This is a genomic window from Bacillus tequilensis KCTC 13622, from assembly GCF_000507145.1.
Taxonomy (GTDB): domain Bacteria; phylum Bacillota; class Bacilli; order Bacillales; family Bacillaceae; genus Bacillus; species Bacillus tequilensis.
Window position 1 is genome coordinate 145,298 of the sequence record NZ_AYTO01000036.1, and the last position, 14,479, is coordinate 159,776.

Genomic DNA, 14,479 nt, shown 5'->3' on the forward strand with positions numbered 1-14,479 from the left:
CATGAACAGCTTGCCTACTTCATAATTTACGCCCGTTTGACCTGTCACAAACTACTCAGTATCTCCTGGGCTACAATTTTCACATTATCCATTTCTGTAAAAAGTCATCACTCGAGCTGATTGACCGATTTACTATCTGCAGTAGAGTTTATACTTAAACAACAGCAACATCCAAATGAATTTATTGATTCATCATATGATCCTCTTTTACGTGAAGATAATATGTTTGTTTGACTAAAGCTAATAGATGTTGGACTTCATTCTCATTTTCTAAACAAAAATAAAGTCTGGCAAGGTCAAAACTTGAACTTTGCTTTTCATCAACAACATCACCTTCTTGGTATAACAATTCAACCTCCATTATGCCAGCAAGTTTTTTCCATTCCTCAATGGGAGTAAATTCTTTTATTGTTCCGTTTCGGCAAGGCAAGCTAAAGTACCCGACAGTCCCCTCTATTGGATTGACCATGAGATTTGGATCTTTACCTATGGAAGTGTTAAGAGAACTTTCCCATAAAGAAACATTAAATTTTTTTTCTATCATGCGGCTGATCCCTCCGCCCCCAATGCGCATTGCAATTTCACCGACGATCAATTCACCTGAAGGAGTTCTGTATATTTCAAGATGCCCGGGACCGTCTGTGATACGAAATGCTTGAGCAACAGACTTCTGAAGTTCTAATATTTCAGCATAAAGCGGATCATCTTGACTTAAAATGAATGATCCTTGGATTTTAGCCATTCCTTTTAGCAAAGGCACTGTATATTTTGATACTGATGCAAATAGAATCTCTCCGCCAGCGTATAAAGTATCGCAATGAAACTCTTCCATTTCGATACATTTTTCAGCAATCATAAGAGAGTTATTCTTCTTTAGTTCACCTAAACCGCCCGATGTTGAATACAGGCTTTCATAATGATGTAAGGAATCGATTATAAAAGTGTTTAGGGCACCCGAACCAAGAGCCGGCTTTACAATTATAGGCCAGCCAAGTTTCTCGCCTGCTGCAGGGATATCTTCTACCTGACTCAAGCACAAAAAATCTGCAACAGGAATCCCTTCCGTTTTAAGTTTTGTCTTCATCGCCAATTTGTTCGTCATATAAAGAGATGTTTCAAATCCAGGACCGGCTATTCCAAAATAAGAGCGAAGAAACCCGCCTGTTAATATACTCTTTTCGGTTGTAGTAACAATATGATCAATCGGCCCGGCTTTTAATATATCAAGCATCAAACTCTTCATAACCGTTACATCTGTTATATCATCAACAATGTATACATGATCCGCCCAATGTGAATAAAGAGGGGCATAACACGATCTCGTAATCACAGATATATTGATCGTATCATTTGTTTCCTTATCCTTTTGAAAAAAATGAATGGGCTCTGGTTTATCGGAATTAATGAGTAGAATACGAAGCATCCAGAATAAACTCCTTTTCAATACAATATATTGTAAGTAATCTGATTTTCCAATGTATCCAAAAGCATCCAACTAGGGTGATCATATTTCATATCGCCTATATTGATCAAATAACGAGATGCAGCGTCTAAAGTGATAGGCTTACCGTTTATAATGCGTTTTCGTTCGTAATAAGGATGATTCTCTTTCTCCTGAACTTCAAACAGTACATTTTGATGGTTATGGCCATAAAAAATCCACGGTCTGCCCCAACAATGAATATTGCTGGGCCTCCAATAGTCTTCTCCCTCCGTCCAGTCAAAAGTATGACCGTGCGTTAATCTGACCATTGGAGTTAAATAAATGTCTAAAGGCATGTGAATCAAAAAGTTATAAAAGTCTATCGGAATTTCTTTCTCAGGGATCAGACTTAATATCCTCTCCTCTTGATTGCCTTTTATCACTCGTATACCTTTTAACAAATCTATTAATTCCCAATCCAAATCTAAAACTTGTTCTATGGATTGAAACTGAAAATCTTTTAAATCCTTTTTAGGAACCTTAACTTCAAAAACATCTCCCAAACAAATGATCTCATGTATAGAAGAAAAGGTTTGGATATGCTCCAAAACCTTTTCAAGATTATTACGTTTCCCATGTATATCTGTTATGAAGGCATAGCGCAAGAAGCAGGATCCCCCTTAACGATTTTGGCCAAACTTTTTTTCTATATAATCCAAGACATGCTGGTTGTACTCCAGTTTGCCTGGAATGACTACATTATCTTCTTCATCAATTAAAGCGGGTATATAAGGAACACCTGTTTTTTCTATTAATTCTGTCCGCAAAGCCCGATCCTTCGGAAGGTTTACATTGATATACGTTACATTCAGCTCAGTTAACTTCTCTCTTACCGGTTTGCAATAAGGACATGGCTCCCTCTGATATAATTTAAACATTTTGTATGACCTCCGCTCCTAATGCATCATTCAAAGCAGTCATGCTAGTCCCAGGCTGGACCTGATAACCCATTTCTATTAACACCAGCTCTATTATCCCGAATATTCCGAACAAATCGATTTCATCAACGGCTCCAATATGCCCAATCCTGATCATTTTTCCTTTAAATTCACCTTGGCCGCCTGTTATCGTAAGCCCATATTCTTTATTTAGCTTTTGTAATAATAGAGCTGCGTCAATTCCCGATGGAGCCAATGCTGCTGTCACTGTATGACTTCTCACATGAGGAGATTGTACAAAAAGGTGAAAACCTAATGCTTCCAATCCTTTTTGCGTTGCTCTGGCGATACGGGCATGTCGACTCGTCGCATTCGAAAGACCTTCTGCTTTCAATAAATCTAGTGACTTTTTCAATGCTAATAATAAAGATACACCCGGACTTGAAGGCGCCATAGGATAAAACTTTTTAAATCTTTTAAATGAAAAATAGTAAGTGGAAGGCTGAACATCATTAATCAACTTCCAGGCTTTCGGCGAAATAGCAACAAAAGCCAGGCCTGGCGGCATCATAAACCCTTTATGAGAGGCTGCTAATACGATGTCTAATCCCCAATCATCCATTGACAGCTCATGAGAAATAAGGCCGCTTATAGCATCAACAATTACCAGTACATCTGTATCTCTGAACAATGCCCCAATGGCTTTTACATCATTAACTGCTCCCGTTGAGGTTTCACTATAAACAGCGAGCACTCCCTTTATATTCGGATGCTGCTTATACGCTCTTTCAACATCTTCAATATTCACAGACGTTCCCCAAGGAGAGTTTACGGTGATTACCTCTAAACCGAAGACTGTACAGATATCTGTAAAACGCTCTCCAAAGTAACCATTAGAGACGACTAAGACTTTATCTCCCCTGTTAAAGGAGTTTGATACAGCAGCCTCCATCGCTCCCGTACCTGAAGATAACAAAATATAAATATCTTGTTTTGTCAAAAAAAGATCCGGGAGTTCACGATTAATTTCATTAATAATATCCTCCATTTGCTGAGATCTGTGATGAATCATTTCCTGAGCTCCCGCCAATAAAATGTCCTGCGGAACTTGCGTAGGTCCCGGCGTAGCCATCCGTAACTTCCTCATCTCAAACAACTCCCCTCATATATTCATTAACGATCTACATAGATTTTTCGTTCTGCTTCCCTTAAGTCAAAATCAAATAATACGATCCTATGGCTTTCCGAACAAGCCAGCTTATGATTTTTGTATGGAACCATCACACTTGTCCCCATCATTGAAGACCATACATGTGAAAAACCATTCGGATCACCGGTCGTGTTAAAGTGCTCATATTGTTTATTTTTTGAAGCAATTGACTCTAAACATTGAAGCAAGTCTTGTATGGTGCCTGGTTCATAACGCATGACAGTGAGACCTACTGTGCTGCCGGTTACACAAACCTTTGCTACACCTGAAGATGGTTCTAATTGAGATAATGCGTCTGTTACTTGTTCTGTAATATCATAACTTTGATTAAAGCCTTTTGATTGAATCGTGATTTCAACCACTTTATTTTTCTCCTTTATTTTCTATTTTTCGAAAAATTACAGAGCGTATCTCTCACTGAATCCTGAACCTTCCAAAACACCTGACCCGCTCACTTCAAAAGCAGAAAGCTTTCCCGCAAGCTCAAGACACTGATTTATTTTTCTCTCCAGTTCATTCTGGTGTACAGGGCGAATAAAATGGTTCCACATGGTATTTCCTTCCGTAAAAATCTTTTCTATATGCGGTACAATCAATTCTTCATGATTACTTACCCGCTTAATTTCACAATCTGTTGAAGGAAATAAATCAGGATAAATCATAGACTCGACCAAAAATGATTCCCCTCGTTCTGCAAAAGGAATGACCTTCTTAAAAAAAACCGGGTCAATGGCCATTTTATGTTCAGTTGACCACAGATTTTCTTTTACAGATTCAATTTGATGAGAGAGACCGAAGTATTCGACAAACTCCGGATATTTAGAAAGTGTGCCGAGTCCCAAATGAGGATAATCCGGCCACCCTGCGGCCCGTAACTTTCCGTCTTCGATCCAAAGGAACGTCTTATCACCGCTTATGAGCTTGTATCCATGTTTACTCACTAATTCCAGCAATAAAGTTGACTTGCCTTTTCCTTTTGAGCCTATGATGAGGGTTGCTTTGTCATCTTTTAACGCGCTGGTTGCATGCACCACTGCCACTCCATGGTTCTCTTCGTTTTTCAATACTAAATCTCTAATGAACTCAATAAAAACCAGTTCATCCTGCTCGGCATTCTGTAACTGTGTAGAAATAATGATTTTCTTGTTTTCTCTATCAAATGAGAGAATCGTATCTGTTTTTGTACATTTCACATATTCAATTCCTTCAACAGTTACTCGTTTACAAGGAATAGTAAAATACTCAGTCGCACTTTTTCTGATATAAATATCCTCACCGTTATGAAAGTCTATTGCTTGAACTTCTTCTTTATGAGGAGTGATGTACACATCAACCAAACGATCTTCTTCATGCCTTCCCCTGTTAATCAAAAAGTGTGTACTGAAGAAATCAAAAACATGGTCTAATGATAATGACCGTTCAATAAAGAAATTGATTTTCGAATGTAAATAGGCTAGTGAAACAATATGATATTTATCAGACATCATTCTAAAATTACTCCCATCGTATTTTATTTGATCGTACTGATGACAGAAGCGCCGGAGTTATACATATCTTCCTGTTTTCTCATGTCATACATGCCTTGAAGTTCGAAAACAGTTTTCATAGGCACAATGTGATCTTCTACACCAGCAGTATTTCCATCAAGAAGAATCTGAGAAAATGTCTCCTGCATTGCCTTAATAGAGCTTCTAAGACCGTGGTTGGCATAAATGACCATGTCGATGCCTAATGGTTTCATTTCTTCCACAGTTATATGCGGGTATGTCGTAGGTACAATCACGATAGGTACCGCTCCAGTAAACTGTTTGACGAATTCTTTAATTTCGTTTGGCTGGTTTTCTTTTGAATGGATCAGAATGGCATCAGCTCCTGCTGCCTCATAAGCATAGGCTCTTTTTAATGCTTCCTCTAATCCTTGGCCCGCAATTAAAGCTTCTACTCTAGCAATAACAACAAAATCAGGATTTTTTTGAACATCTTTTGCCGCTCTGATTTTATTTGAGAATTCATCAATAGAAGCTAATTTCTGCGATCCCTTTACGAAACTGTTTAATTTAGGAAACAACTTATCCTCTATGCAAATACCCGCAATTCCGTTCCTCTCATATTCTTTTACCATACGTATGACATTGTTCACACTTCCATAACCAGAATCGCAATCACAAATGATTGGAATCGATGTAGATTCATTCATCCCAATCGCAGCTTGCAGATTTTCTGTCATCGTCAAAATATTAGCATCAGGAACAGCATAAGATGCCGAAATTTCTAATCCGCTGGCCCATATTGCATCGAATCCGGCTTGTTCAGCAAGTTTAGCGCTTAAACCGTTATGCGCCCCCATGACTCTCACAACTTGATCGGAATATAGCAACTCACGTAATTTTTTCGTTTTCATTTTGCACTCTCCTGTCTAAAATTTTGCTCGATAACTGATTCAATGGAAGACATGTCAACTTTTTTAGGTAAGCTTTTTCCGAGTAAGGCTGCTACTTCTAAGGGGTCAAGATTGACTTCTTGGCATTTTCGAATGACTAAATCATAGTAATAGTAGTGGATATTGCTGATTCCGCTTATAATCTCTGGAGTGGAAATTCTCATTGGTGAAGAAAGAATGGAAGATAGTACATATTCAGCTGCAGTTAAAATGGGATCTAGTTTGTATGGGATATCGAACTTGTCCCAATGATGTAATGCACTTACAAATTGTTCTGTTGGAAGGTTTCCCGCACCTCGAGCCATTCCGCATAATGATGTATCTATAAAGGCCGCCCCCGAATCCATTGCCGCAAGAGCATTTGCAAATGCTAATCCAAGATTGTTATGTCCGTGAAAACCAACTGAACAATCCGCCTGATCACATGCAGCAGCTACCCTGTTTCTAACACCATCCGGCGTTAAATTTCCGAAAGAATCAGCCATATAAAACACATCTGCACCAAAAACATTCGCTTTTTTCGCTAGCTCAGCCACGTCTTTCTCTTCAATATAACTTGCTGCCATTACATTAAAACTAACGTGAAAGCCTTGATTTTTTAGGTGTTCAATATACGGTAAAGCATCTTCGGCATTATGAGGATACGAAGCAACGCGAATCCATGGAATCTGCTGCTGATTCAGATTATCCAATAGATGAAGCTCACAGACGGATGGGACAACCATCGCCGCTAATTGTGAATGGCTCGTATTCGGCAGCTCGTCTAAAAGTTCAGGTGTACAGTTTGCTAAACTCCCGACAGATTTTTCTTTATTGCTCCCCGAACCCCCTACATAACCGATTTCTATTATATTCACATTGGCTTTATCCAAGTTTCTGATAATTTGACCGATGTCTTCAGCAGAAAAAAACCAGTTATTGAAATTACCGCCGTCTCGAAGTGTACAATCTATTACTTGCATATTCATACTGACACCTCATTTTCTAAAGTGATTTCATGTGTAAAACGCTGAACGATTTCTTGCGGTGTCCAATGCACTCTTTTACCGATTTTTTCACTTCGTGGTTCAACTTTAATATGGATGAGTGCCGGACCTTCGTTAGGCACATCAAAGCTTTCCTGTTCGGAATTGATTTCAACGGCATACTTATACCCCACCTGTAAAGCTATATCTGTTACATTCACTAGCGGAACCGTCCTCTGTCCGCCCGTACTTTCATGCATACCGTTATCCAAAACAACATGCATGAAATTTTTAGGCTTTTGATGGCCGATCATCGTAATAATCCCCATATTCATTAAAAATGAACCATCTCCGTCCAGCACAACCAGAGGAACATCAGGATACACGGCAGACAATCCTAATCCGACGGGAGCAGCCATCCCCATAGACCCAACCATATAAAAATTCTTGGCTCTGTCATGTATATTGTACAAATCACGGCTTATATGACCGCATGTACTAACCAAATATGCTGATGGAAACTGTTTTAAAACAAGCTGAATTGCGTCATGTTTATTCAAACTGATCCCTCCTATATTTCATCTTTAATTAATATCGCAACAGGGCGGTTTGTCTTCTCAATTAAAAAAAGCGCCTCTACTATCGTGTCTTCAGCATTTTCATAATTAAGCTCTTTGTAAGGGATGTCCACTGAATGTAGTAAATCAGTGAGTTTTTCACCGATTATGTCATGTTCAACAGCATCATTACCGTATGCCCCTCTCCAGCTGATGAGCAATAAAATAGGAATGTCATATATGAAGTTAAAAGACGTAAGTACATTTAAGCAGTACCCTAAGCCTGAATTTTGCATCAGCATCACGCATTTTTTTCCGCCTAGATACATACCGGATGCAACACCTAAAGCTGAATCTTCTCTAATGGAAGGGATAAACGTAATATTCTGTTTTTCTACAGTTTCATTTGATTCCAGCAGCCTGAAAAAACCTTTTAACAATGAACATGGAACGCCTGTAAAATGTGTATAGTTGTTTTCTGTAAGTGTACTCAGCATTCTTTCTGCAGTTGAGTTCAAATCCAATTCTCCCCTTACATGAAATAAGTAATGATTATTTATTCATAACCTCAGCTTCATTAAATTGAATGAATCTATGCTTTCTGTTTCCGATACGATACGCTGTTAAGGCAAAACAGATAGACAAAGCTGCAACTAAAAAAATTGTTCTTCCGCCAAAAAGGCTGAGGATCATGCCTCCAAGCCACGGGCCTATAAACTCGCCTACATTATAAAAATTCTGCGCCCCATAATAAGCTCCCCTCATACTGTCAGGGGCCAATTCATCCATTAATACATTCATTGATGGAAAACATAGGATTTCGCCCATCGTTAATATAAACATAGAAATACAAAAAGTAAGCCAACCGCTTGAGAAAGCAAAACCAATATTACCGATGATACAAAACCCCGTTCCCGCAGAAATCGTTGTCATTGATTTATATCTCTCAAAAAGCCGTGTTAATGGCAGCTGCAATATAATGACAGTTGCAGCATTAATGGTTATTAAAGTTGAGAAGATCTTCACGCCGTTCACGAAATCAAGGTTCAGGTACTGAAGCAAGGTACTCTCCATCTGGGAATAACTAAATAACAAGAATATCCCGCCTGCTATATAATAACGAAGAGCAACATCCTTTTTTAGCGTCTTTAAAATAAATGACAACTGAAATTCTTTTTTTGAATTTCTTTTATGTTTCAAAAGCAGTTTATTCATCATAAAAAATAATAAAAGAGCATAACAAAGGTATACCGCGCCAGTAATCATGAAAGGGGTTCCGCTACTCACGAGTCCCAGGTATGTTCCTAGTAGCGGGCCTAGAGCACCGCCAACATTAATAGCCAGATACCGTAAAGAAAAAATACTGAGCCTCTTCTTGCTATCCGCTAATTCAACCATTAAAGCTTTCGAAACCGGCTCGAAAAAGGAATGACACAGACCGCTTAAAATATTTAACAAACTGAACCATAATATTGTATGAACGATGCCAAAAAGAAAGAAAACAATACTCCATATAAATATGGAACATAACATAACACGTTTTCTGCCGATTCTGTCAGAAAGGGTTCCACCAATGATTCCGCCTATCGTAGTTGCAAAATATCCTAAGCCAATAACCAATCCAATGACACCGAAACCCTCTCCTGTTTCTTGGTGGAGGTAAATAGCCAAAAATGGTGTTGTCATTGATTTTGCTGCTTTCGTGACAAGAGTTCCCACAAGCAAAAACTTAATGACCGGATGTAATCCGATAAACTCTTTTATTTGAGAGACCACGTTGATTGGCCTTCCCAAATCATATTCTCACTGCACCATGAGGCAACTTGATGAATTCTATTAATCAGTACATCTTCCGAATCTCCTTTGATTAAGTAACTTGATACCACATCTACACTAGAGGAAGCACCTTGAAAAATCTCCCCTTCTTTAGCAGATATCTTTTGCTTTGTTACCCAATTTTCAAAAGGAATTGAAGGAACTTTGACCAGCCGCCCGTGTTTAGGAGGAATTAAAATCCATCCGTTTAACTGTTTCGGCCCTCTTTTAAGCTGTGAATCATTTGGGATATCATAGGACAGGCCGCACTGTTTTTTCACACAAATCTCATTCAAGTCAAAACCAAATCCTTGCTGTATAGCCTCACGTATTAACCCACCTCCAGTCCGGCTGGCAATTTCGCAAAACACTAGCTTATCATCCGGAGTATGAAACACTTCCGCGTGAAAAGTAGTTGTTTTTGGAGATGGCAGCGCCTTTAGTGCTTTTTCAACAATGTTTGTTAATCTGGAGGTCAATGGATTGTCAGCACCAAGCTGATAGCTGGCTAAAAATTGTTCCTCTTGGAAAGCCAAACATCCGTTTATATACCGAGAGGGCCAATTTAATGTCATATGTCCATCTATCAAAATCCCATCAATATGGTACATATCACCATCAACAAACGTTTCCACTTCCATATTTCCACTGAGACCTTTAGATAGGTATTCCCTCATGTCCGATTCATTTTTCAGCACCTTTGTTCCGACAGATCCCGATCCGTCTATTGGCTTGACGACTACCGGAAAACCAAACCGCTGTACAAAAAGGTACAGGTCAATAGAAGATTCAATTTTCTGATAATGAGGAACAGGAATCCCCGCTTCTTCCAAACACTGCTTCATTAACACTTTGTCCCGAAATAATAATGCACTCTCATAAGACTGCCCTTCCACTCCTAAATGAGTACGGAGTTTACCTGCTCTTAAAAGATCATACTCAGACATTGCAATGATCGTATGAAATCTATATGTTTCATGTAGCTCCAGCGCTCTGATTTCAATACATCCATTAACAGGATACTCATCAAACGACTCGATCTCATCATAGTTTTTACATTCGTTCAATCGTTCAGTTGAAGTTAGCATGACAATAGGTTCTTCTAAATCCTTCAGCCATAAATCATACGGAGATTTAGAATATGAGGTTTTATTCAGTATTAAAGTGCTAATCGCTTTTCCTCCTCTCTTGTACTGTCTTTTGGTTCATTAATGATTCTTTAATAAACCATTTAAATCATCAATTGTCTCCATCGCTGATTTTACCTTTTCAAATTGCAGCTCGACAGATTTAATACTGTTTTTAAACTTGCCGTTCAACTCTTTGCCAAAGTGATAATCATGAAGAGCCCCCGTATCTTTTAATATATTGCCTGTTAAAATACATAAAACTGATTCATCTTTGTCTATTATCTGCTGTGATCTCAATTGACGGAGTCCTGCTATAGTAGAGGCGGAGGCAGGCTCGCAGCCTACTCCTGTTCTGTCGATTACTGCTTTTGCATCAAGAATGTCCTCGTCTGTAACAGAAACAGTGATTCCATTCGTATCTTCCAAAACCTTTTTTGCTTTTTTCCAGCTAGGAGGATTTCCTATATTCAATGCAGAAGCTCTAGTATACGGAAATGGTTCTGGATCAAGGGTTTCTTTATTTTCACTAATCATTTGATGAAATGGACTGGCGCCCTCTGCTTGTATGATGGCTACCCGAGGTATCTTGTCTATGAAGTGTAGAGCATATAAATCACGCAGTCCTTTCCCTAAAGCCGTTGCATTGCTAAGAGCACCCCCAGGAACAATAATCCAATCAGGCAATTTCCAGTCTAGATATTGAGCTATCTCATAAATAATGCTTTTTTGGCCTTCAATTCTGAAAGGATTAATAGAATTGCATATATAAAAACCAAAATCACTGCTATACTTTTCCAAAAACTTGATACCGTCATCATAAGTTCCCGGAATACTGAATACATTTCCTCCGTAAGCGGCTGTCTGTAATACTTTATTAAATGAAATTTCTTTATTCGGTACAAAAACATAGGAGGAAGCATTTGCAAGAGAAGCATACATTCCCAATGATGAAGAAGTATTTCCAGTAGAAGTGCAAGCGTATTTTTCATAACCTAAATGTTTGCCATGTGAAACAGCAACAGTCATCCCGTTATCCTTAAACGAACCGCTGGGATTTTCACTTTGCGCCTTTACATATACTTGTCTAACCCCTGTATATGTCGACAGCATCTCAGAGTGGTATAACCCTGTGTTCCCTTCATATTTTGTAACGATGCTCTCAACAGGCAAGTCTGGATAGATAAGTTCTTTATATCTCCAAACTCCGCTTGCAAAAACAGACATGCGTTCAGATAGACGTTCATGAAATACATGCTTTAAAAAATCGGTATCGTAATGAGAAAAATCATGAGCAATATCTAGCAGTCCACCACAAGAACATTGATACTTAAAATCATCAGAAGACATTTCTTGCTCACAGTCAATACAAACTAGTTTCATATTTTACTAGACATTAAGCTGTCCTCTCACCACCTATAAAGTATTTATATGTGGATTTATAATAATATAGACAAATGGAAATTTCTAATATATATAATTTTTGTAATCATAAATATTTTTTATGAATGGAGAGATGAACGGTGAATCTTCATGCATTGAGACTGTTCTACACCGTAGCTGAGGAAGGAAATGTCACAGGCGCAGCAAAAAGACTAAATATAAGTCAGCCTGCTGTGACAGCTCAAATTAAAAAACTAGAGAAAGAAATTGGACTAACTTTGCTTCACCCTAGAGGAAGAGGAGTTTTTTTAACGCAAACAGGGCTCCAGCTCGCTAAACAAGCAAAAAGATTATTCTCGCTCCAACATGAGATTGAATCCTATCTGGAACATATAAAAGATGGCTCTGTAGGAACACTGCATATCGTGACAACTAGTTTACCAGCTAATTTTTTACTTCCGAAGTGGATCAGCCGTTTTAAAGGAGAATACCCTGATGTTGATGTAGAAATTACCACAGTCAATTCAACAGAAGCCATAAATCAACTAGTAAATTATAAAGCTGACATAGGTATTATTGGCGGAAACAGGACATTTAATAAACACATTAGCAGTTCATTATTATTGGAGGATGAAATGTTATTTATCTCAAATAACAAACATAAATATGCAGAACAAACCATCTCGCTAGCGGAAATGGTAAAAGAACCGTTTGTTTTTCGTGAAGAAGGGAGTTTCTCTAGAGAGTTATTATTCTCTTTATGCAACCTTTTCAATGTGAATAAGCCATGTACCGGATTACAAATGAACGGACTAAATGAAACCATTAACACTGTCATAGAAGGATATGGCGTAACATTTGTTTCTTACCTTGAAGTCAATAGATATTTATCAAGAGGAGACGTGAAAAGAATCAATGTGGAACATGTAGAGGTGACTAACCCTATTTCGCTATGCTGGAGAAATGATGATGTCATCTCGACAACAGCATTTAATTTTATCGAACTAATAAGAAAAGATAAAATGGAATAATATTATCTCTTTATTATAAAGAACGCATGTTATTTTTATGAAATCAATTTCAAAAGAGATAAAGACTTTCTAGCATTTATATATTTTCTTCGTGTCAAAAAACCCCTTTTATATCTATTCTAAGGGGTTTATAGTTTATCATTTTTTTAATTGAAATGAGTTCCTGTTTTATCTGTTTTTAAATGGTACGCCTTATGAAGCAGCCGGCTATCCTCCATAATCTTTAACCCGAGCCCCTCACCTTCCTCGCCTGTTGTACTGCCCCCTCATCTCATAAGCAGATGCAGCAATCCCCGATCCGGCTATAAACAAACGTACCTTTCCCGCTTCACATTCCTCTTTTTACCGTCAACATCGACTGCTGTGCCTTTTTCTTTAAAAGTGATGCTCCCTTATTTAATAGATAATAAAAACGGAGAGGGTAATGGATACAAGTAAAACCAAAGCAATCAGGCTGTCAAAAACGATCTTTAGAACTTTTCATATAATGCTCCCCTCTCGTGATACGGAAAGGTGTACATATGAGCATGGCGCATTAAAAAACCTTCCCGCTCATAGGAAGGATCGTTTAATCATAGTATTAACCGTTTGTCGTACATACTTATAAGACGGAAAAATTCACAAGTCTTGAACCTTTTTTACCATCTTACCCCAACCGATGTCTCCCATCGTTTTAGCTACGACCTGACCGTATTGACTTATTAGACAAAAGCTAGGAATACCTTGTATATGACAACTTGTGACGATATCATAGTTTTGGTCTAATACTATCGGAATAGATATTCCCCTATCAAGAGCGTACGTCGAGACAACCTCCACAGATTTCTCTTCTTCTATATAAGGGACATGTACTCCGATTACTTTCACATTCATATCCTTTTTATCTTGAAGGACTTTGTCAGTTAATTGGTGACAGTTTGGACAGCTCATTGACCAAAAATAAAGAAGATGATATGTGTCACTTGGAAATATCAAATCATTCTGTGATTGATTCAACCAGGGTAAATGACTTGGCCATTCATTCATTATTTGTTCAGGTTTCATCCTTTCTAATCCCCCTTATCTTTCAGCTGAAAAGCAATCAGCTTTCCCAATGCCTCTTCAGCCGCAAACGGAGCAACCATCCCTGAAGGATGTTCATGCTCATGTTTCAGGCATTCATACATCTTCGGTTCAATACGAGACGGATCGATCCATGCAATACACCATGACGCCCAAAAGCATGATTCCCCTTCATTTTCTTGAGCGATTTTAATGACAAAGGGCAGACTGGGCTTCCCGATTCTCATTAGCGAAATAGCTGCAGCCATTCGAGTATCTTCGGCATGACTTTTTAATAAACGTGACAGCTCCTCCGCTGCTTCACTCGCATCTTCCCCAAACTCGCCTAAAACAGCCGCAGCGATATTCCGCAAAGCGCCTTCCTCTTTTAAGGCCTCAACCAAAACAGGTATCGCATCTTTTCCTGATTTCTTTAGCTCCCCTATCGCTTGAACAATTGTGATCTCATTTGTATGTGCCAAATTCTGAACAGATAACGACAATTCATCACCATTTGAATTCATAAAAGAGCCCCTCTCCTCGTTAAAA

Annotated in this window: 16 protein-coding genes; 1 reads left to right on the forward strand and 15 read right to left on the reverse strand. The window is 38.5% G+C overall.

Annotated features, from left to right (window positions below; genetic code table 11):
* Positions 1–181: 181 nt before the first annotated feature.
* From V756_RS0116360 to thrC, 13 genes are all read right to left on the reverse strand, one after another.
* Positions 182–1,423 (reverse strand): ATP-grasp domain-containing protein, encoded by a 1,242-nt coding sequence (locus tag V756_RS0116360; RefSeq protein ID WP_024715610.1) that lies wholly within the window; start codon positions 1,421–1,423, stop codon positions 182–184.
* A gap of 17 nt (positions 1,424–1,440) precedes the next feature.
* Positions 1,441–2,088: a metallophosphoesterase gene (locus V756_RS0116365; RefSeq protein WP_024715611.1), complete on the reverse strand. Its 648-nt coding sequence runs from the start codon at positions 2,086–2,088 to the stop codon at positions 1,441–1,443.
* 15 nt (positions 2,089–2,103) lie between these two features.
* The gene (locus tag V756_RS0116370) at positions 2,104–2,361 is read right to left on the reverse strand and encodes a glutaredoxin domain-containing protein (protein ID WP_024715612.1); all 258 of its coding nucleotides are present in this window, start codon (positions 2,359–2,361) and stop codon (positions 2,104–2,106) included.
* Positions 2,354–3,508 (reverse strand): pyridoxal-phosphate-dependent aminotransferase family protein, encoded by a 1,155-nt coding sequence (locus tag V756_RS0116375; protein ID WP_024715613.1) that lies wholly within the window; start codon positions 3,506–3,508, stop codon positions 2,354–2,356. Before V756_RS0116375 ends, V756_RS0116370 begins: the two co-directional genes overlap by 8 nt.
* A 26-nt stretch (positions 3,509–3,534) precedes the next feature.
* Positions 3,535–3,933, reverse strand: a complete 399-nt coding sequence (locus V756_RS0116380; RefSeq protein ID WP_024715614.1) for a YjbQ family protein — start codon at positions 3,931–3,933, stop codon at positions 3,535–3,537.
* Between the two features lie 36 nt (positions 3,934–3,969).
* Positions 3,970–5,058: a hypothetical protein gene (locus tag V756_RS0116385; RefSeq protein WP_024715615.1), complete on the reverse strand. Its 1,089-nt coding sequence runs from the start codon at positions 5,056–5,058 to the stop codon at positions 3,970–3,972.
* Between the two features lie 23 nt (positions 5,059–5,081).
* Positions 5,082–5,972 (reverse strand): phosphoenolpyruvate mutase, encoded by an 891-nt coding sequence (aepX, locus tag V756_RS0116390; protein ID WP_024715616.1) that lies wholly within the window; start codon positions 5,970–5,972, stop codon positions 5,082–5,084.
* Positions 5,969–6,979, reverse strand: a complete 1,011-nt coding sequence (locus V756_RS0116395) for a hydroxymethylglutaryl-CoA lyase-like TIM-barrel protein (RefSeq protein ID WP_024715617.1) — start codon at positions 6,977–6,979, stop codon at positions 5,969–5,971. The genes aepX and V756_RS0116395 overlap by 4 nt, the downstream gene beginning before the upstream one ends.
* Positions 6,976–7,536 carry a thiamine pyrophosphate-dependent enzyme gene (locus V756_RS0116400; protein ID WP_024715618.1) on the reverse strand — a complete coding sequence of 187 codons (561 nt, stop codon included), beginning with the start codon at positions 7,534–7,536 and terminating at the stop codon, positions 6,976–6,978. Before V756_RS0116400 ends, V756_RS0116395 begins: the two co-directional genes overlap by 4 nt.
* A gap of 11 nt (positions 7,537–7,547) precedes the next feature.
* Positions 7,548–8,051, reverse strand: coding sequence for a thiamine pyrophosphate-binding protein (locus V756_RS0116405; protein WP_024715619.1), 504 nt, complete (start codon positions 8,049–8,051; stop codon positions 7,548–7,550).
* Positions 8,052–8,085: 34 nt separating this feature from the next.
* Positions 8,086–9,309 (reverse strand): MDR family MFS transporter, encoded by a 1,224-nt coding sequence (locus tag V756_RS0116410; protein ID WP_024715620.1) that lies wholly within the window; start codon positions 9,307–9,309, stop codon positions 8,086–8,088.
* Positions 9,294–10,436, reverse strand: a complete 1,143-nt coding sequence (locus V756_RS0116415) for an ATP-grasp domain-containing protein (RefSeq protein WP_255210047.1) — start codon at positions 10,434–10,436, stop codon at positions 9,294–9,296. The genes V756_RS0116410 and V756_RS0116415 overlap by 16 nt, the downstream gene beginning before the upstream one ends.
* Positions 10,437–10,556: 120 nt before the next feature.
* A complete protein-coding gene (gene thrC, locus V756_RS0116420) occupies positions 10,557–11,858 on the reverse strand; it encodes a threonine synthase (RefSeq protein ID WP_024715622.1) in 1,302 nt (433 codons plus the stop codon).
* A gap of 140 nt (positions 11,859–11,998) precedes the next feature.
* Between thrC and V756_RS0116425 the strand changes: the two genes are divergently transcribed.
* Positions 11,999–12,889, forward strand: coding sequence for a LysR family transcriptional regulator (locus V756_RS0116425; protein ID WP_024715623.1), 891 nt, complete (start codon positions 11,999–12,001; stop codon positions 12,887–12,889).
* 618 nt (positions 12,890–13,507) lie between these two features.
* Here the strand turns inward: V756_RS0116425 and V756_RS0116430 are convergent.
* Together V756_RS0116430 and V756_RS0116435 are read right to left on the reverse strand one after the other, a co-directional pair.
* Complete coding sequence (locus V756_RS0116430; protein WP_024715624.1) at positions 13,508–13,933, reverse strand: TlpA family protein disulfide reductase; 426 nt, start codon at positions 13,931–13,933, stop codon at positions 13,508–13,510.
* Positions 13,934–13,938: 5 nt separating this feature from the next.
* Complete coding sequence (locus V756_RS0116435) at positions 13,939–14,454, reverse strand: HEAT repeat domain-containing protein (protein WP_024715625.1); 516 nt, start codon at positions 14,452–14,454, stop codon at positions 13,939–13,941.
* Between the last annotated feature and the right edge of the window lie 25 nt (positions 14,455–14,479).

Excerpts from the sequence above, each read along its gene's own strand:
- V756_RS0116370 (WP_024715612.1), bottom strand. The coding sequence starts at position 2,361 with ATGTTTAAATTATATCAGAGGGAGCCATGTCCTTATTGCAAACCGGTA.
- V756_RS0116385 (WP_024715615.1), bottom strand. The coding sequence starts at position 5,058 with ATGATGTCTGATAAATATCATATTGTTTCACTAGCCTATTTACATTCG.
- V756_RS0116415 (WP_255210047.1), bottom strand. The coding sequence starts at position 10,436 with ATGCTAACTTCAACTGAACGATTGAACGAATGTAAAAACTATGATGAG.
- aepX (WP_024715616.1), bottom strand. The coding sequence starts at position 5,972 with ATGAAAACGAAAAAATTACGTGAGTTGCTATATTCCGATCAAGTTGTG.
- V756_RS0116360 (WP_024715610.1), bottom strand. The coding sequence starts at position 1,423 with ATGCTTCGTATTCTACTCATTAATTCCGATAAACCAGAGCCCATTCAT.
- thrC (WP_024715622.1), bottom strand. The coding sequence starts at position 11,858 with ATGAAACTAGTTTGTATTGACTGTGAGCAAGAAATGTCTTCTGATGAT.
- V756_RS0116375 (WP_024715613.1), bottom strand. The coding sequence starts at position 3,508 with ATGAGGAAGTTACGGATGGCTACGCCGGGACCTACGCAAGTTCCGCAG.
- V756_RS0116430 (WP_024715624.1), bottom strand. The coding sequence starts at position 13,933 with ATGAAACCTGAACAAATAATGAATGAATGGCCAAGTCATTTACCCTGG.
- V756_RS0116395 (WP_024715617.1), bottom strand. The coding sequence starts at position 6,979 with ATGAATATGCAAGTAATAGATTGTACACTTCGAGACGGCGGTAATTTC.
- V756_RS0116435 (WP_024715625.1), bottom strand. The coding sequence starts at position 14,454 with ATGAATTCAAATGGTGATGAATTGTCGTTATCTGTTCAGAATTTGGCA.